We start from the raw sequence: 18803 nt of genomic DNA on the forward strand, positions 1-18803 counted from the left end.
GCCGCGCCTGATCCCCCACCCAACCGGATTTGTCCCATGTCCCGACAACGGCTCGCATTTGCCTGGATCGCCTGCTTCGCAGTGCTGTTCAACATGCTCGCCATGCCGATGTCAGGAGCGATGGCACAGACGGCGAAATCACCCGCCGAGCAGTTGTTGTGGGGCAGTTTCTGTTCCGCCAGCGGCACGAAAATGGTGGCGATTTCCCTGGGCGATATCGAACAGAAAGCCCCGCAGAACGACGAGCATTCCAACATGCAGCATTGCTGGTGCTGTTCAGGTTCCGCGCCGTTGGTGGCGTTGCCCGGGCATGTGCCACAACTGTATTTTGCGCGTTTCGAGGCCAATCGAAGCCTGCCTCACGCCTCTCTCTATACACCGACACCGCGCCAGCAATGGCCAAGCCTCAATCCCCGCGCATCCCCTCTGGTGTGATTCCTTCTCGCAATTGACCTGCGTTTTGAATCGTTCTGGAGAACTGCCATGTTGAACAAACTCATCGTCCTGGCTGTGTTGCTGCTGCCTGCCTGTTTTGCCAATGCTCACGAATACAAGGCCGGGGAGCTGGAGATCGCTCATCCGTGGTCGCAGGAGTTGCCGCCCAACGCGCCAACAGTCGCGGCGTATTTCGTGATTCACAACAGCGGTAAAACGGCCGACCGACTGCTCAGCGTCGACTCACCCATTGCAGGCGAAGCCCAGTTGCACGAGCACGTCATGCAAAACGATCTGATGAAAATGCAGCAGGTGCCGAGCGTCGACATTCCTGCCGGCGGCAACGTCACCTTTGCGCCGATGGCCTATCACGTGATGCTGGTAAACCTGAAAGACCGCAGCCTGCTGAGCGACGGCAAACGCTTCCCGCTGACAATGCATTTCGAGAAATCCGGCGACGTGACGGTCGAAATCTCAGTGCAGAAGAAGCCACCGGAAGACATGCAGACGCACGCCCACGCCCAGTAAACGGCTGACCCAAAACACCCATGCGCCCGCTTAGCGCCAGGTCATCCGCACACCGTCGTCAGCCGTTAAGCCTGACGCGCGGTAGCTGGATCAGCCTGTTCGCCATGTTGATGATCTTTATCGGCCCGCTGATTTCTCAGTCGATGCCGATGGATCAACGCGCCTCCTCGATGACCATGAACATGTCGATGGACATGAGCATGGACATGAGCATGGACATGTCGGCGATGGAGCACGCCGACCACAGCGCGCAAACCACCGCCGAACACTGCCCGCCAAAAGCCTCACATCACGCGCTCTGGGAAAAATGCGGCTATTGCAGCCTGCTGTTCAATTGCCCGGCGCTGACCGGCGGCCAGTCCTTCGTCGCATTCGACACGCCAAAAGCCACCACCTTCACCACACCCTCCCCTCGCCTGGGCCACGCCCGGCAAACCTTCTTCCCCGGCGCCCGCACCCGCGCCCCGCCCATCGCCGCGTAAACACCCCCTCCGATCTCACACGGTTTCGAAGACAACCACAGCAACCTGTGGGAGCGAGCTTGCTCCCACAAGGATCGCGCAGGCTGCCGGCCGTGTCGTTTACGACTGTTCGATGGAAATTGTCATGTCCAGGTTTTCTGCTGACACACGCTTGAGCGCTGCCCAAGCGTCTTTTGCCCCGAACGAATCCAGTATTCGTTTCAGGCACGCCACCGCCTTCCTTTGCGGTGCACTGCTGACACCGATGGTGCTGGCCGATGAACACGCCGGTCACAGCGAAGAACTGAGCCCGACGGTGATCACTGCCATCGCGCCGAGTTCGCCGTTGACCATCGTCACCAACCCCAAGGACCCGCGCCAACCGGTGCCGGCCAGCGACGGTGGCGACTACCTGAAAACCATTCCCGGCTTCGCCCTGGTGCGCAATGGCGGCACCAACGGCGACCCGGTACTGCGCGGCATGTTCGGCTCGCGGCTGAACATCCTCACCAACGGCGGCCAGTTGCTCGGCGCCTGCCCCGGCCGAATGGACGCACCGACCTCGTACATTTCACCGGAAACCTACGACAAACTGACCGTCATCAAAGGCCCACAAACTGTGCTCTGGGGACCGGGCGCGTCGGCCGGAACCATCCTTTTCGATCGAGAGCCGGAAAGCTTCGGTGAACTCGGCACGCGGGTGAACGCCAGCGTGCTGGCGGGCTCCAACGGCCGTTTCGACAAAGTAGTGGACGCCGCTGCCGGCGGGCCATTGGGTTACGTGCGAGTGATCGGCAACACCGCGCATGCCGACGACTACCAGGACGGAAACAACGACACCGTGCCGTCGCGCTACGACAAGTGGAATGGCGACGTCGCGGTGGGATGGACCCCGGACGCCGACACCCTGCTGGAACTCACCGCCGGCAAGGGCGATGGCGAAGCGCGTTACGCTGGGCGCAGCATGGACGGTTCGCAGTTCAAGCGCGAAAGCCTGGGCCTGCGGTTTGAGAGGTCGAACATCGGCGATGTGCTGGATAAGGTCGAGGCGCAGATCTACTACAACTACGCCGACCACGTGATGGACAACTACACCCTGCGCACGCCGTCCGGCACCGGAATGATGGCAGGTCCCATGGCCTCCAACGTCGACCGTCGAACCCTCGGCGCACGGATCAAAGCCACCTGGCGCTGGGCCGATGTGCAGTTGATCAGCGGCATCGATGCGCAGACCAGCGAACACCGCCAGCGCAGCGCCATGGGCATCGACGTCTACAAGGAATTGCCGCGCAACAAGGACGCCGACTTCCATAACTACGGCGTGTTCAGCGAACTGACCTGGTACGCCGCCGACCGTGACCGGCTGATTACCGGCGCGCGCCTGGACCGTGCTTCGGCCAAGGATTTCCGGCAGACCACTGGCTCCGGGATGATGGCGCGCCCCAACCCGACCGCCGACGACACCCGTGCCGACACACTGCCAAGCGGCTTCATCCGTTACGAGCATGACCTGGCCGACAGCCCGACCACGCTGTATGCCGGCCTCGGTCACACCCAGCGTTTCCCGGATTACTGGGAGCTGTTTTCACCCAAGTCCGGCCCCGCCGGCTCGGTGAATGCCTTCGACTCGATCAAGCCTGAAAAAACCACCCAGCTCGACTTCGGCCTGCAATACAGGACCGAAGGCCTCGAAGCCTGGGCCTCGGGCTACATCGGGCAGGTGCGCGACTACATCCTGTTCAACTACACGCCAACAATGATGGGCATGACCTCGCAAGCACAGAACATCGATGCGCGGATCATGGGCGGCGAATTGGGGGCGGCCTACAAGCTGACCAGCAACTGGAAAGCCGATGCGACCCTGGCCTACGCCTGGGGCAAAAACAGTAGCGACGGCAACGCACTGCCGCAAATGCCGCCGCTGGACGCACGTTTCGGCCTGACCTACAGCGAAGACAACTGGAGCGCCGGGGCCTTGTGGCGAGTGGTCGCGGCGCAAAACCGCATCGACCAGAACAAGGGCAACGTGGTCGGCAAGGACTTCGACAAGACCTCAGGCTTTGGCGTGTTCTCGCTCAATGGCGCGTACCGGATCAACAAAAACTGGAAGGTCAGCACCGGCGTCGACAACCTGTTCGGCAAGGCGTACGCCGAGCACTTGAACCTGGCCGGCAACGCCGGTTTCGGCTACCCGGCCAATGACCCGCAAGCCATTAAAGAACCGGGGCGCACGCTCTGGACCAAGGTGGACATGAGCTTCTAAAAGCATCGCGAGCAGGCTCGCTCCCACATGAACAGTGTTGATCCTGTGGGAGCGAGCCTGCTCGCGATCGGTTGCGCAGCAACCGCAAACAAACAACTAAAAGATCCATGCCAAAGCGGAGCACACGTGATGAAACAGCCCAAAGTGAATTTCTACAACCTGGCCTGGCGTTGGCATTTCTATGCCGGTCTGTTCGTCGCGCCTTTCATGGTGATGCTGGCCCTGACCGGCATCATTTACCTGTTCAAGCCGCAACTTGACCCGCTGATGTACGGCAGCCTGCTGAACGTCCCGGCCGGGCACCACAGCGTCCCGGCCGATGACTTGCTCAAGCGGGTGAAAGAGGCTTATCCACACGCCACGATCAAGCAGTATTTGCCACCGGTCAACGCCGCACGCAGCGCGCAATTTGTCGTGCTCGATGGTGGTAACGAGCTCAACGTTTTCGTCGCCCCCTACCACGGCGATGTCCTCGGCGAACAAGACGCGAAAAAGAATCTGCAAGCCGTTACGCGAGCGATTCATGGCGAATTGATGATCGGCACCGTCGGTGATCGACTGATCGAACTGGCCGCCGGTTGGGGCGTGGTGTTGGTGGTCTCCGGCGTCTTTCTGTGGTGGCCGCGCGGCCAGGCAGCCGGCATCCTGTGGCCACGTTTGAGCAGTCGCGGTCGAGTGCTCTGGCGTGACCTGCACGCGGTGACCGGGTTCTGGGGCGCGACGTTGCTGCTGGTGATGCTGCTCAGCGGCATGACCTGGACCGGGTTCTGGGGCAAGCAATACGCGCAAGTGTGGAACGTCTTTCCGGCAGCGATGTGGGACAACGTGCCCAAGTCCGATGTCGAGGCCCGCAGCCTCAACACCGCCACCCGCCAGACCGTGCCTTGGGCAATGGAAAACACGCCGATGCCAATGTCCGGCGACCACGCCGAACACATGGCCCACGGTAGCGCGCAAGCGGGCCCCGCCGCGCCGACCATCAGCTTGCAGGACGTGCAGAACATCGCTGTGCAACGCAAGGTCGAACCGGGCTACAGCATCACCTTGCCGACCACTGCGACTGGCGTGTTCACCATCGCGGTGTTCGCCGACGACCCGCGCAATGACGCCACGCTGCATGTGGATCAGTACACCGGCGACGTCCTCGCCGACGTGCGTTTCGAGCAGTACGGCACCGTCGCCCGCGCAACGGAAATCGGCGTGATGTTGCATGAAGGCAAAATGTTCGGCCCGCTCAATCAGATCATCATCCTGCTGATCTGCCTGATGATTCTGCTCAGCGCCGTCAGCGGTGTGGTGATCTGGTGGAAGCGCCGCCCACAAGGAAAATTCGGTGTTCCGCCGCTGCGCCACGACTTGCCGAAATGGAAAACCGCGATGGTCATCATGTTCGCATTGGCGGTGGCGTTCCCGTTGGTGGGCGCTTCGCTAGTGGTGGTTTGGCTGCTGGATCGGGTGCTGCTGTCGCGATTCAATCGGCAAACTGAATCGGCCTCACCTTCATCATGAAGCGGGCGAGATGCGCGGGTTAGAGGGATCTGTAGACTTCCCGCGCTTATCTCATAGTTATTTTTAGTGTTACTGTGTAACGCACTATTTATGTTCGGGCTCAAAGGGCCCTTCGCGAGCAGGCTCGCTCCCACAGGGATTTACGCAATACCTGTGAGAGCGAGCCTGCTCGCGAAAGCGTCATCAGCATCCCCCAATATCTCAGAGCAAATGCATGACCTCGCTGAACCTCACGAACCTCGCCTGGACACCTCTGGGCCACGGCCATTGCCATCACCAGTTCCAACTGCGTGATGCAACCTTGCACGTGCTCCCTGGTGAGTTCGTCGGTCTGATCGGCCCCAACGGCAGCGGCAAAACCAGCCTGCTGCGCTGTGCCTGGCGCTTCAGCAAACCCGAGCACGGCGAGGTCCGGCTCGACCACCACAACGTCTGGAAACAATCCTCACGCTGGTGCGCGCAACGCATCGCCGTGGTCCTGCAGGAATTCCCCGACGCCTTCGGCCTCACCGTCGACGAAGTCGTCGCCATGGGCCGCACACCGCACAAAGGTCTGTTCGACGGCGACACCCTGGAGGACAGAAAACTCGCAACCCAGGCCCTGGAATCAGTCGGCCTCAAAGGCTTCGAGGATCATGCCTTCGGCACCCTCTCCGGCGGTGAAAAACAGCGCGTGATCCTCGCCCGCGCCCTGGCACAGCAGCCGCAAATGCTGATCCTCGACGAGCCGACCAATCACCTCGACCCGCGCTATCAGCTCGAACTGTTGCGACGGGTCAAACACCTGAAGATCGGCACCCTGGCGAGCATTCACGACCTCAACCTCGCAGCCGCTTTCTGCGATCGACTGTACGTGATCAACCACGGCCGCATCGTCGCCAGCGGCACGCCCAAAGAAGTCCTGACCGCCCCACTGCTGCGCGACGTGTTCGGCGTCGAAGCGCTGATCGATGAGCATCCCTTGCACGGCTACCCACGAATCACCTGGATCACCCAACCATGACTTTGCGTTCCCTGCTTTGCGCCGCTCTGTTGCTGGGCAATGCCCAAGCATTTGCCGAGGCCACTCACTACCCGTTGACCGTGCAGAGCTGCAACCGCGAAGTGACCTTCAAGCAAGCGCCGAAACACGCGGTCAGCCACGACATCAACATGACCCAGATGATGCTCGCCCTCGGCCTGAAACCCAGCATGGCCGGGTATAGCGGTGTGACCGGCTGGAAGTCGGTCACGCCCCAGATGCAGACCATCCTCGATGGCTTGCCGGAGCTGGCGGCCAAGTACCCGTCGGTGGAAACCCTGCTCAACGCCAACGTTGATTTCTTCTTCGCCGGTTGGGATTACGGCATGCGCGTGGGCGGTGACCTCACGCCGCAAACGTTGCAGCCACTGGGCATCGATGTCTACGAGCTGACCGAGTCCTGCGCGTTCGTGATGAAGCGTCCGCCGGCCAGTCTGGAAGACACCTACAACGACCTGCGCAACCTCGGCAAAATCTTCGACGTGCAGAATCGCGCCAATGCCCTGATCGCCCAGATGCAATCTCAGGTCGCCGAAGTGCGCAAGGATCTGCCGGCAGACAAACCTCGCGTCTTCCTCTATGACAGCGGTGAAGACCGCGCCATGACTTCCGGTCGCCTCGGTATGCCGCAAGCGCTGATCGACGCCGCTGGCGGGCGCAATATTCTGGATGACGTCGAAGCGAGTTGGACCCGGGTCAACTGGGAGAACGTGGTCGAGCGCAATCCGCAGGTGATCGTCATCGTCGATTACGGCGAAGTCACCGCCGAACAGAAAGAGCAATTTCTGCTCAACAACAAGGCGCTGCAATCGGTGGACGCGATCAAGAACCAGCGCTTCATCGTGATTCCGTATGTGCAGGCCACGCCGGGGATCGACAATGTGCTGGCAGTTGAAACCCTGGCCAAGGGTTTCCAAGGCAAATGATCAATTGTCGCTACGCCTTGTTGCTGGTGGCCCTCGGCGCGTTGTTGCTGGTGTCGTGCGTGGTGTCGCTGGGCTTTGGCCCGGCGCGGGTGCCGGTGGATGTGGTGTGGCGGATTCTGTTGCACAAGATTTTCGGTTTCGGCGTGCCGGACTGGGCCGCCGGGCAGGAACACATCGTCTGGCTGATTCGCGTGCCGCGCATGCTATTGGGTGCGTTGGTGGGCGCCGGGCTCGCGCTGATCGGTGCGGTGCTGCAAGCGGTGACGCGCAATCCACTGGCCGATCCGCATTTGCTCGGGGTCACCTCCGGCGCGACCCTCGGTGCCGTGATCGTGGTGCTGCATGTCGGTGAAATCGTTGGCCTGCTGACCTTGCCGATCGCGGCGTTTATCGGCGCGTTGCTGAGCATGCTGATTGTGCTGATGATCGCCAACCGCAACGGGCGGCTGGACAGTGATCGGCTGCTGTTGTGCGGCGTGGCGGTGTCCTTCGTGATGATGGCGATCGCCAATCTGCTGCTGTTTCTTGGCGATCACCGCGCGAGTTCGGCGGTGATGTTCTGGATGCTCGGTGGGCTCGGGTTGGCACGTTGGGAGTTGCTGGCGGTACCGGCGGCCAGCGTGTTGCTCGGGTTGGTGTTGTTGCTGGGAATGGCTCGGCCACTGAATGCGTTGATGGCAGGTGAGCAGACGGCCGTGACCCTCGGACTCAATGCTCGCACCGTGCGGTTACGGGTGTTTTTGATTGCGTCGCTGATGACCGGGGTGTTGGTGTCGATCAGCGGGTCTATCGGGTTTGTCGGGCTGATGGTGCCGCACATTGCGCGGCGTCTGGTCGGGGCGGAGCATCGGCGATTGCTGCCGGTGTGCGTGTTGTTGGGCAGCCTCTTTCTCGTCTGGGTCGACGTCGCCGCCCGCACCCTGATCGCCCCCGAAGACTTGCCCATCGGCGTCGCCACCGCGGCCATCGGTGGCTTGTTTTTCATCGGCCTCATGCGCCGCCGCTGAACCCTTGTGGGAGCGAGCCTGCTCGCGAAGACGGCGGCACATTCAAAATCCTTGTGCCTGATTAACCGCATTCGCGAGCAGGCTCGCCCCCACATTTGATCTGTTGTGCCCGCCCCAATGTGGCGCACCTCTTCGCACCAACGCGCCAGGCGCGTTCCTTCATGGTGCGTCGCCCAAACCGCGCAACCGCTCTAATACGACATTTCCCTGCCTTTTGCCGACCAGGCACAGCCCTTGCTAAAGACCCTTCAGTAGTCCGCATCTGCCAATCAAGAAAATTCATAAGTTCATGGAGATCGCACAATGAAGCGTCGCAGCTTGATCAAGGCTTTCACACTTTCGGCAAGCATTGCCGCGATGGGCATGACCTGGAGCCTCCAGGCCGCCGAGACCATCAAGGTCGGTATTCTGCATTCGTTGTCCGGCACCATGGCGATCTCCGAAACGTCGCTCAAAGACATGGCGCTGATGACCATCGATGAGATCAACGCCAAGGGTGGCGTCAACGGCAAGATGCTGGAGCCGGTGGTGGTCGACCCGGCGTCGAACTGGCCGCTGTTCGCTGAAAAGGGCCGTCAACTGCTGACTCAGGACAAGGTCGCCGTGGTGTTCGGTTGCTGGACGTCGGTGTCGCGTAAATCGGTGTTGCCAGTGTTCGAAGAGCTCAACGGCCTGCTGTTCTACCCGGTGCAATACGAAGGTGAAGAGATGTCGCCGAACGTGTTCTACACCGGCGCCGCGCCGAACCAGCAAGCGATCCCGGCAGTGGAATACCTGATGAGCGAAGAAGGCGGCAGCGCCAAGCGTTACTTCCTGTTGGGCACCGACTACGTCTACCCGCGCACCACCAACAAAATCCTGCGCTCGTTCCTGCACTCCAAAGGCGTAGCCGACAAGGACATCGAAGAGGTCTACACCCCGTTCGGTCATAGCGATTACCAAACCATCGTGGCCAACATCAAAAAATTCTCGGCCGGTGGCAAGACGGCGGTCATCTCCACCGTCAACGGCGACTCCAACGTGCCTTTCTACAAAGAGCTGGCCAACCAGGGCCTGAAAGCCACCGACGTTCCGGTCGTGGCGTTCTCGGTCGGCGAAGAAGAACTGCGCGGCATCGACACCAAACCGCTGGTGGGCAACCTCGCGGCATGGAACTACTTCGAATCGGTCGAGAACCCGGCGAACAAGAAATTCGTCGCCGACTGGAAAGCCTACGCCAAGAAACACAACCTGCCGGGCGCCGACAAAGCGGTGACCAACGACCCGATGGAAGCCACCTACGTGGGCATCCATATGTGGGCGCAAGCGGCTGAGAAAGCCAAATCCACCGACGTCGACAAAGTCCGCGAAGCCCTCGCCGGCCAGACCTTTGCCGCGCCGTCGGGTTACACGCTGACCATGGACAAGACCAACCACCACCTGCACAAACCGGTGATGATCGGCGAGATTCAGGCAGATGGTCAGTTCAACGTGGTGTGGCAGACCGAGGGGCCGATCCGTGCCGAGCCGTGGAGCCCGTTCATCTCGGGTAACGACAAGAAGCCGGATTATGCGGTGAAGAGCAACTGAGGCGGATCTGGAGTTTGGGGCGGGCTTGAAACCTACCCCTCACCCTAACCCTCTCCCCAGAGGGGCGAGGGGACTGACCGAGTCGTCTGGTCGAAATACTGCGACCTGCAATCTCAAGTCGAACTCAGGTTTTGAAGAGCATGAAGATCAGCTCCCTTTCCCCCTCTCCCCTCTGGGGAGAGGGCTGGGGTGAGGGGTCGATTTAACAGGATCACCACATATGCCCACTGCCCTTTACCGCTTCATCCTCGCCCTCGCGCTGCTATTGCCGATGGCCTCCCACGCCAGCGACGCCGAAGACTTCGTCGCGGCCAATCCCGTGCAGCAAGCCAAGCTTCTGGAAGCCTGGGCTGCGCAGCCCGATCCGGCCCGTATCGAGCTGATCAACGCCCTGCAGCAAGGCGAGTTGACCATCGACGGCCAACCGAAAACCCTGCGCCTGAACAACCGCCTGCGGGGTCTGATCGACACCGCACTGGCCAGCCACCAATTGCTCGCCACCGACGCCAATACCCGTCTGGCCGCCGCACAGCAATTACAGAAAAGCGCCAAACCGGCGCAGTTGAAATTTCTCGACCAGCAACTGGCTGGCGAAAAAGATGAAAGTGTCCATGCCGCTTTGAGCCTGGCCCTGGCCAATCTGCAACTGGTGGACACCGACCCGGCCGTACGCCTCGCCGCTGTTCGCCTGCTCGGTGAAACCGGCGACCCACTGGCTCGTACTCGCCTCGACAGCCTGCTGCAACCCGGTGTCGAAGCCGACGCCACTGTGCGCACCGCTGCCGAAACCAGCCTCGCTCAGGTCAAACGCAAACTGTTGATTGGCGAGATCCTCGGCCAAGCCTTCAGCGGCATGTCACTCGGTTCGATCCTGCTACTAGCGGCCCTCGGTCTGGCGATCACCTTCGGCCTGCTCGGCGTGATCAACATGGCTCACGGCGAGATGCTGATGCTCGGCGCTTACTCGACCTACGTGGTGCAGCTGATGTTCCAGCGCTTCGCCCCGCAAGCCATCGAGTTCTACCCGCTGATCGCCTTGCCGGTGGCATTTTTCGTCACCGCCGCCATCGGCATGGCGCTGGAACGCACGGTGATTCGCCACCTCTATGGCCGTCCATTGGAAACCCTGCTCGCCACGTGGGGCATCAGCCTGATGCTGATTCAGCTTGTTCGGTTGGTGTTCGGCGCGCAGAACGTTGAAGTGGCCAACCCGGCCTGGCTGTCGGGCGGGATTCAAGTGCTGCCCAACCTGGTGCTGCCGTACAACCGCATCGTGATCATCGCGTTTGCATTGTTTGTGGTGGTGCTGACCTGGTTGCTGCTGAACAAGACGCGCCTGGGTTTGAACGTGCGCGCCGTCACCCAGAACCGCAACATGGCCGCTTGCTGCGGCGTACCCACCGGGCGTGTCGACATGATCGCCTTCGGCCTCGGCTCGGGCATCGCTGGCCTTGGTGGCGTGGCCCTGAGTCAGATCGGCAACGTCGGCCCAGACCTCGGCCAGAGCTACATCATCGACTCGTTTCTGGTTGTGGTGCTCGGTGGCGTCGGCCAATTGGCCGGTAGTGTGCTCGCCGCGTTCGGCCTCGGCATCGCCAACAAAATTCTCGAACCGCAGATCGGTGCCGTGCTCGGCAAGATCCTGATCCTCGCGCTGATCATTCTGTTCATCCAGAAACGTCCGCAAGGCCTCTTCGCACTGAAAGGACGGGTGATCGACTGATGAACCAGCCACTGATGCTCACGGCCACGCAAAAGGCCGGCCCCAAAATCACGATCGCTGTCGGCGCGGTGATCCTCGTTCTGTTGCTGGCGTTGCCGCTGCTGTCGTTGTTGTCGCCGGACAGCGCGTTTCACGTCTCGGCTTACACGCTGACGCTGGTGGGCAAGATTCTTTGCTATGCCATCGTCGCCCTCGCGCTGGATCTGGTCTGGGGATACGCCGGTCTGTTATCTCTCGGCCATGGCTTGTTCTTCGCCCTCGGCGGCTACGCGATGGGCATGTACCTGATGCGCCAGGCTTCCGGTGATGGTTTGCCGGCATTCATGACGTTCCTGTCGTGGACCGAATTACCGTGGTACTGGACCGGCACCAGCAGCTTCCTCTGGTCGATGTGTCTGGTGGTGTTGGCGCCAGGGTTGCTGGCGCTGGTGTTCGGCTTCTTCGCCTTCCGCTCGCGGATCAAGGGCGTGTATTTCTCGATCATGACCCAGGCCCTGACCTTCGCCGGGATGCTCCTGTTCTTCCGCAATGAAACCGGGTTTGGCGGCAACAACGGCTTCACCAATTTCCGCACCATCCTCGGCTTCGGCATCACCGAACCGGGGACTCGCGCGGTGCTGTTTTTCGCCACCGTGGTGTTGCTGGTGGCAAGTCTGTTTATCGGCTGGCGGCTGGCGCAAAGCAAGTTCGGCCGGGTGTTGACCGCCCTGCGGGACGCGGAAAACCGCCTGATGTTCTGCGGTTACGATCCGCGCGGTTTCAAGCTGTTCGTCTGGGTGTTGAGCGCAGTGTTGTGCGGCCTGGCCGGCGCGCTGTATGTGCCGCAAGTCGGGATCATTAACCCGAGTGAAATGTCGCCGACCAACTCCATCGAGGCCGCCGTCTGGGTAGCGCTGGGTGGTCGCGGCACGCTGATCGGCCCGCTGCTCGGTGCCGGTGTGGTCAACGGGATGAAGAGCTGGTTTACCGTAGCCTTCCCGGAATACTGGCTGTTCTTCCTCGGCGCGCTGTTCATCGTCGTGACCCTGTACCTGCCCAAAGGCGTGATCGGTCTGCTGAAAAAAAGGGGTGAACAATGAGAGTGACCGCGACGGCTGAATTCATGCTCGAACCGGCGTTTTTTCCGCCACTGGAACCCAACAGGGACGCCGGCAGCAGCCGTGACGCCATCGGCCTCGGCCAGCGCGTCGGCCCCGGCCTGAACACTCGCCATGGCACGATCCTGACCCTGGAAGACATCAGCGTCAGCTTCGATGGTTTCAAGGCGCTGAACGATCTGACCCTGTACATCGGCGTCGGCGAACTGCGCTGCATCATCGGCCCCAACGGCGCGGGCAAGACCACGCTGATGGACGTGATCACCGGCAAGACCCGGCCCAGTCACGGCAAGGCCTGGTTCGGTGAAACCCTCGACCTGACGCAGATGAGCGAAGTGCAAATCGCCCAGGCCGGCATCGGTCGCAAGTTCCAGAAGCCGACAGTGTTCGAAGCCTTGAGCGTTTTTGAAAACCTGGAACTGGCGCAGAAAACCGACAAATCGGTGTGGGCCAGCCTGCGGGCTCGCCTGAGTGGCGAACAGAAAGACCGCATCAGCGAAGTGCTGGACACCATTCGCCTGACCACGTCGGTCAATCGCCCAGCGGGTTTGTTGTCCCACGGTCAGAAGCAGTTTCTGGAAATCGGCATGTTGCTGATGCAGGACCCGCAACTCTTGTTGCTCGACGAGCCGGTGGCGGGCATGACCGACGCCGAAACCGAATTCACCGCCGAACTGTTCAAGAGCCTCGCTGGCAAGCATTCGCTAATGGTGGTGGAACACGACATGGGCTTCGTCGGCTCCATCGCCGACCACGTCACCGTGTTGCACCAGGGCAGCGTGCTGGCCGAAGGGTCGCTGGAGCAGGTGCAGGACAACGAGCGCGTGATCGAGGTTTATCTCGGTCGATAGGCATGGTGAAGATTGCTTTTATGTGGGAGCGAGCCTGCTCGCGAATGCGGGACGTCAGGCAACTCATAGGTTGAATGTGCCTGCGCCTTCGCGAGCAGGCTCGCTCCCACAGGGGATTGAAGGGGATTTTAAGATGCTGCAAGTCGACAAGCTGCACCAGTATTACGGCGGTAGCCACATCCTGCGCGGCCTGACGTTTGACGTGAAGGTCGGCGAAGTCACCTGCCTGCTCGGCCGTAACGGCGTCGGCAAGACCACCCTGCTCAAGTGCCTGATGGGTTTGTTGCCGGCCAAAGAAGGCGCGGTGAACTGGGAAGGCAAAACGATCACCGCGTTCAAGCCACACCAGCGGGTTCACGCCGGGATCGCTTACGTGCCTCAGGGTCGGGAAATTTTCGGTCGGTTGACGGTGGAAGAAAACCTGTTGATGGGCCTGTCGCGATTTCCCGGCGCTGAAGCCAAGGAAGTCCCGGCGTTCATCTACGAGCTGTTTCCGGTGCTGCTGCAGATGAAGCAACGCCGCGGCGGCGACTTGTCCGGTGGCCAACAGCAGCAATTGGCGATCGGCCGAGCGTTGGCCAGCCGTCCACGCCTGCTGATTCTCGACGAGCCCACCGAAGGCATCCAGCCATCGGTGATCAAGGAAATCGGCGCAGTGATCAAGAAGCTTGCGGCCCGTGGTGATATGGCGATTTTGCTGGTGGAGCAGTTCTACGATTTCGCCGCCGAACTGGCCGATCAGTATCTGGTGATGTCCCGGGGCGAAATCGTGCAACAGGGTCGCGGAGAAAATATGGAAGCCGAGGGTGTACGCGGTCTGGTTACGATCTAACCTGTAGCGTCCTGACGATAATTAGAAGCCATGAATTTACCTCTTCCCACTGCCCTGTTTACCCCGAGCTGGCACGCCGAGCTGGAACTCGGCTACGCCCGATTCGGCGACAGTACGCGCCCGGTCCAGCGCCGGCACAAAGGCCCGCTGCGGGTGCAGAAGCACCTGTATGCCGAAGGGCCTGAGGTCTGCCAGCACATCATTGTTCACCCACCGGGCGGGATTGCCGGTGGTGACCGGCTGGATATCTCGGCCAGTGTCGGCCGTGATGCCTGGGCGCAAATCACCAGCCCCGGCGCGGCCAAGTGGTATCGAGCGGCAGGGCCCGCTTATCAGAAGCTCGACTTGAAAGTAGCTGCCGGCGCGACACTGGAATGGCTTCCCCAGGAAACCATTATCTTCAGCGACGCCCAGGCGGAGCTCGGCACTTCGATTGATCTGGAAGGCGATGCCCGGTTGTTTTACTGGGACGTGGTGGCGCTGGGCCGGCCGGCCAGTGGCGAGCGTTTCGACCTCGGGCATTTTCAGGCGCAGCTGGACATCCGTCGCGACGGCCAGTTGCTCTGGCATGAACGCCAGCGCATTGTCGGAGGCGATGGTTTGCTTGATTCACCTATTGGGCTGGATGGGCAACCGGTGTTTGCGACCCTGTTGGTGACCGGCGACATCGATAGCGACTTACTGGAGAAATGCCGTTCGCTGCCCAATGACGTACGGGGAGATCTGACCCAGTTGCCGGGGCTTCTGGTTGCACGGTGCCTGGCCAGTGAAGCGCTGCTGGCGCGGGGTTGGTTGATTGATTTGTGGCGATTGCTCCGGCCTGCTTTGCTCGGCCGCGAAGCTATCCCACCGCGAATATGGAGCACCTGAAACACGATTCAATGTGGGAGCGAGCCTGCTCGCGAAAGCGGTGTCTCAGGCAACTCATGTGTTGAATGTGCCGGCGCATTCGCGAGCAGGCTCGCTCCCACAGGTTATGTATTCACAATTCCAATTACCTTTTTATCTGCCCAGATGGATTCCAAACGATGGACCTGACCCCACGCGAAAAAGACAAGCTGTTGATCTTCACCGCCGGCCTCGTGGCCGAGCGGCGTTTGGCGCGCGGCGTGAAACTCAACTACCCGGAAGCCATGGCCTACATTTCCGCAGCGCTGCTCGAAGGCGCGCGCGACGGCCAGACTGTGGCCGAGTTGATGCACTTCGGCACCACCCTGCTCAGCCGCGAACAAGTGATGGAAGGCATCCCGGAAATGATCCCGGAGATCCAGGTTGAAGCGACCTTTCCCGACGGCACCAAACTGGTCACCGTCCACCAACCGATCGCCTGAGGCCGCGCCATGACTTACCACATCCGCGATGCACTGCATGCTGACCTGCCGGCGATCCGCGACATCTACAACGACGCCGTACTCAACACCACAGCCATCTGGAACGAACAGGCCGTGGATTTGGGTAACCGCCAGGCCTGGTTCAGCGCCCGGCAATCCCAGGGCTACCCTATTCTGGTGATCGTCGACGGCGACAACACGGTACTGGGCTACGCTTCATTCGGTGACTGGCGGCCGTTCGACGGGTTCCGCCACACCGTCGAGCACTCGGTTTATGTGCGCAGCGACCAGCGTGGCAATGGTCTCGGCCCGCAATTGATGACCGCGTTGATCGAGCGCGCCAAAGGCTGCGACAAACATGTGATGGTCGCCGCCATCGAGAGCGGTAACGCCGCGTCTATTCGCCTGCATGAACGAGCCGGTTTCGTGACAACCGGCCAGATGCCCCAGGTGGGCACCAAGTTCGGTCGCTGGCTGGACCTGACCTTCATGCAACTGACCCTCAATCCTGGCGCGGAACCGCCGACCGCCAACAAGGAGTAATTTGCCATGAACGCAGCCCAACTGCGCCGCGTCAATGTTGAAAGCTTTGCGCACTATCGTCAGGGTTTGATTGATCTGCTGCTCGACGCCGTCGGCTATGGCGCCAGCGTCGGGTTCATGGCCAATCTGGACGCGACCCAGGCTCGTGCCTATTTCGATGATGTTCAGGACAACCTGAACAAGGGCAACGTGCTGCTGTGGGTGGTGGTCAAGGACGAACAGGTACAGGCCAGCGTGCAGTTGACCCTGTGCCAGAAAGCTAATGGCCTGAACCGCGCTGAAGTGCAAAAACTGTTGGTACGTGAACACGCGCGTCGCCGCGGTCTGGGCCAACAGTTGATGAGCGCTTTGGAACAAGCCGCCCTTCAGCACAAGCGCGGCATGCTCTACCTCGACACCGAGGCCGACTCCCCCGCCGAAGACTTCTACAAAGCCCTGGGTTACACCAAGGCTGGTCAAATTCCCGACTACGCCTGCGACCCGAGCGGCCAGTACAAACCGACAGCCCTCTACTACAAGATTCTCCAAGGAGCCCATTGATGATTCCTGGCGAATACCAGATCCAGCCCGGTGACATCGAACTCAACGTTGGCCGCCGCACCCTCAGCCTGAAGGTGGCCAACAGCGGCGACCGCCCAATCCAGGTCGGCTCGCATTACCACTTCTTCGAAACCAACGATGCGCTGACGTTCGACCGCGCCGCCAGCCGCGGCATGCGCCTGAACATCCCCGCCGGCACTGCCGTGCGCTTCGAGCCGGGACAGAGCCGCGAGGTCGAGTTGGTAGACCTGGCCGGGCATCGCCGGGTGTTCGGGTTTGCCGGACGGATCATGGGGGACTTGTAAGTAATGCGGCGTCTGCGCTGGCCCCTTCGCGAGCAGGCTCGCTCCCACAGGGGAATGCGATCAACTGTGGGAGCGAGCCTGCTCGCGAAAGTGAGCGCAGCGAGCGATTTCAAAATCAATTGAATCTCAAGGCGAACGAATGAAGATTTCCCGTCAGGCCTACGCCGACATGTTCGGCCCCACCGTCGGTGACAAGGTCCGTCTGGCCGACACCGAGCTGTGGATCGAGGTCGAGAAAGACTTCACCACCTACGGCGAAGAAGTGAAATTCGGCGGCGGCAAAGTCATCCGCGACGGCCAGGGTCAAAGCCAATTACTCGCCGCAGAGGTCGTCGATACGCTGATCACCAACGCACTGATCATCGACCACTGGGGCATCGTCAAAGCCGACGTCGGCCTCAAGGACGGGCGCATCGCCGCGATCGGCAAGGCTGGCAACCCGGACATCCAGCCGAACGTCACCATCGCAGTCGGCGCCAGCACCGAAGTCATCGCCGGTGAAGGCATGATCCTCACCGCAGGCGGCATCGACACGCACATCCACTTCATCTGCCCGCAGCAGATCGAAGAAGCGCTGATGAGCGGCGTCACCACCATGATCGGCGGCGGCACCGGCCCGGCCACGGGCACCAATGCAACCACCTGCACGTCCGGCCCGTGGCACCTGGCGCGCATGCTTCAAGCAGCGGACGCATTCCCGATGAACATCGGCTTCACCGGCAAGGGTAACGCCAGCCTGCCGGAGCCGTTGATCGAGCAGGTCAAGGCCGGGGCCATCGGCCTGAAGTTGCACGAAGACTGGGGCACTACCCCGGCGAGCATCGACAACTGCCTGAACGTCGCCGACCAGTACGATGTACAAGTGGCGATCCACACCGACACGCTCAACGAATCGGGCTTCGTCGAAACCACCCTCGCCGCCTTCAAGGGCCGCACTATCCACACCTACCACACCGAAGGTGCGGGCGGCGGTCATGCCCCGGACATCATCAAGGCCTGCGGCTTTGCCAACGTGCTGCCGAGCTCGACCAACCCGACCCGGCCGTTCACCCGCAACACCATCGACGAACACCTCGACATGCTGATGGTCTGCCACCACCTGGACCCAAGCATTGCCGAAGACGTGGCCTTTGCCGAAAGCCGCATCCGTCGTGAAACCATCGCCGCCGAAGACATCCTCCACGACCTCGGCGCATTCTCGATGATCAGCTCCGACAGCCAGGCCATGGGCCGCGTTGGCGAAGTGATCACCCGTACCTGGCAGACCGCCGACAAGATGAAAAAACAGCGCGGCCCGCTACCCGGTGACGGCGAAGGCAACGACAATTTCCGCGCCAAACGCTACATCGCCAAGTACACCATCAACCCGGCGATCACCCACGGCATCAGCCACGAAGTGGGCTCGGTGGAAGTGGGTAAATGGGCGGATCTGGTGCTCTGGCGTCCGGCGTTTTTCGGAGTCAAACCGACGTTGATTCTAAAAGGCGGTGCCATTGCGGCCAGCCTGATGGGTGATGCCAACGCTTCGATCCCGACCCCGCAACCGGTGCACTACCGCCCGATGTTCGCAAGCTTTGGCGGCTCATTGCACGCCACCAGCCTGACCTTCATCAGCCAGGCGGCACAAGACGCCGGATTGCCCGAAGCGCTGGGATTGAAGAAGAAAATCGCCGTGGTCAAAGGCTGCCGCGAGGTGCAGAAAACCGACCTGATCCACAACGACTACTTGCCGAACATCGATGTCGACCCACAGACCTATCAGGTCAAGGCCGACGGTGTGTTGCTGTGGTGTGAGCCGGCGGATGTGCTGCCGATGGCGCAGCGCTATTTCCTGTTCTGAAGTTCAACCCACAAGGAAAAAA

General features: G+C 61.1%; 19 protein-coding genes. All 19 read left to right on the forward strand.

Features of this window, described 5'->3' with window-relative positions; translation table 11 throughout:
* The first annotated feature begins 36 nt into the window (after positions 1-36).
* The 19 genes from JFU47_RS14380 (at position 37) to ureC (ending at position 18781) form a co-directional block, all read left to right on the forward strand.
* On the forward strand, positions 37-435 hold the full coding sequence (locus JFU47_RS14380) for a DUF2946 domain-containing protein (RefSeq protein ID WP_201183701.1): 399 nt from the start codon (positions 37-39) through the stop codon (positions 433-435).
* A gap of 48 nt (positions 436-483) precedes the next feature.
* Entirely contained in the window at positions 484-963 is a 480-nt protein-coding gene (locus tag JFU47_RS14385; RefSeq protein WP_140894724.1) for a copper chaperone PCu(A)C, read from the forward strand.
* Positions 964-983: 20 nt separating this feature from the next.
* Complete coding sequence (locus JFU47_RS14390) at positions 984-1445, forward strand: DUF2946 domain-containing protein (protein WP_201183702.1); 462 nt, start codon at positions 984-986, stop codon at positions 1443-1445.
* A gap of 124 nt (positions 1446-1569) precedes the next feature.
* Entirely contained in the window at positions 1570-3687 is a 2118-nt protein-coding gene (locus tag JFU47_RS14395; RefSeq protein ID WP_201183703.1) for a TonB-dependent copper receptor, read from the forward strand.
* A gap of 129 nt (positions 3688-3816) precedes the next feature.
* The gene (locus JFU47_RS14400; RefSeq protein ID WP_201183705.1) at positions 3817-5196 is read left to right on the forward strand and encodes a PepSY-associated TM helix domain-containing protein; all 1380 of its coding nucleotides are present in this window, start codon (positions 3817-3819) and stop codon (positions 5194-5196) included.
* 214 nt (positions 5197-5410) lie between these two features.
* A complete protein-coding gene (locus JFU47_RS14405) occupies positions 5411-6199 on the forward strand; it encodes an ABC transporter ATP-binding protein (RefSeq protein ID WP_201183706.1) in 789 nt (262 codons plus the stop codon).
* Positions 6196-7143, forward strand: a complete 948-nt coding sequence (locus JFU47_RS14410) for an ABC transporter substrate-binding protein (RefSeq protein ID WP_201183708.1) — start codon at positions 6196-6198, stop codon at positions 7141-7143. Before JFU47_RS14405 ends, JFU47_RS14410 begins: the two co-directional genes overlap by 4 nt.
* On the forward strand, positions 7140-8150 hold the full coding sequence (locus tag JFU47_RS14415; RefSeq protein ID WP_201183709.1) for a FecCD family ABC transporter permease: 1011 nt from the start codon (positions 7140-7142) through the stop codon (positions 8148-8150). The genes JFU47_RS14410 and JFU47_RS14415 overlap by 4 nt, the downstream gene beginning before the upstream one ends.
* A 303-nt stretch (positions 8151-8453) precedes the next feature.
* Positions 8454-9719, forward strand: a complete 1266-nt coding sequence (urtA, locus tag JFU47_RS14420) for an urea ABC transporter substrate-binding protein (RefSeq protein ID WP_033055613.1) — start codon at positions 8454-8456, stop codon at positions 9717-9719.
* Positions 9720-9939: 220 nt separating this feature from the next.
* Positions 9940-11442: an urea ABC transporter permease subunit UrtB gene (gene urtB / locus JFU47_RS14425; protein WP_201183711.1), complete on the forward strand. Its 1503-nt coding sequence runs from the start codon at positions 9940-9942 to the stop codon at positions 11440-11442.
* Positions 11442-12521, forward strand: a complete 1080-nt coding sequence (gene urtC / locus JFU47_RS14430; protein ID WP_140683088.1) for an urea ABC transporter permease subunit UrtC — start codon at positions 11442-11444, stop codon at positions 12519-12521. Before urtB ends, urtC begins: the two co-directional genes overlap by 1 nt.
* Complete coding sequence (gene urtD / locus JFU47_RS14435; protein WP_201183712.1) at positions 12518-13390, forward strand: urea ABC transporter ATP-binding protein UrtD; 873 nt, start codon at positions 12518-12520, stop codon at positions 13388-13390. Before urtC ends, urtD begins: the two co-directional genes overlap by 4 nt.
* Before the next feature lie 133 nt (positions 13391-13523).
* A complete protein-coding gene (gene urtE / locus JFU47_RS14440; protein WP_140683085.1) occupies positions 13524-14222 on the forward strand; it encodes an urea ABC transporter ATP-binding subunit UrtE in 699 nt (232 codons plus the stop codon).
* A 30-nt stretch (positions 14223-14252) separates the two neighbouring features.
* Positions 14253-15092: an urease accessory protein UreD gene (locus JFU47_RS14445; RefSeq protein ID WP_201183714.1), complete on the forward strand. Its 840-nt coding sequence runs from the start codon at positions 14253-14255 to the stop codon at positions 15090-15092.
* Between the two features lie 158 nt (positions 15093-15250).
* The gene (gene ureA / locus JFU47_RS14450) at positions 15251-15553 is read left to right on the forward strand and encodes an urease subunit gamma (RefSeq protein ID WP_007907366.1); all 303 of its coding nucleotides are present in this window, start codon (positions 15251-15253) and stop codon (positions 15551-15553) included.
* Between the two features lie 9 nt (positions 15554-15562).
* Entirely contained in the window at positions 15563-16096 is a 534-nt protein-coding gene (locus tag JFU47_RS14455) for a GNAT family N-acetyltransferase (protein ID WP_201183715.1), read from the forward strand.
* Positions 16097-16102: 6 nt separating this feature from the next.
* Positions 16103-16636, forward strand: a complete 534-nt coding sequence (locus JFU47_RS14460) for a GNAT family N-acetyltransferase (protein WP_201183717.1) — start codon at positions 16103-16105, stop codon at positions 16634-16636.
* Positions 16636-16941, forward strand: a complete 306-nt coding sequence (locus tag JFU47_RS14465) for an urease subunit beta (protein WP_030128285.1) — start codon at positions 16636-16638, stop codon at positions 16939-16941. The genes JFU47_RS14460 and JFU47_RS14465 overlap by 1 nt, the downstream gene beginning before the upstream one ends.
* Positions 16942-17080: 139 nt before the next feature.
* Entirely contained in the window at positions 17081-18781 is a 1701-nt protein-coding gene (ureC, locus tag JFU47_RS14470; RefSeq protein WP_140683074.1) for an urease subunit alpha, read from the forward strand.
* Positions 18782-18803 lie beyond the last annotated feature (22 nt).

Origin of the sequence: Pseudomonas sp. TH39(2020) (assembly GCF_016650715.1) — a bacterium.
GTDB classification, from domain to species: domain Bacteria; phylum Pseudomonadota; class Gammaproteobacteria; order Pseudomonadales; family Pseudomonadaceae; genus Aquipseudomonas; species Aquipseudomonas mandelii_C.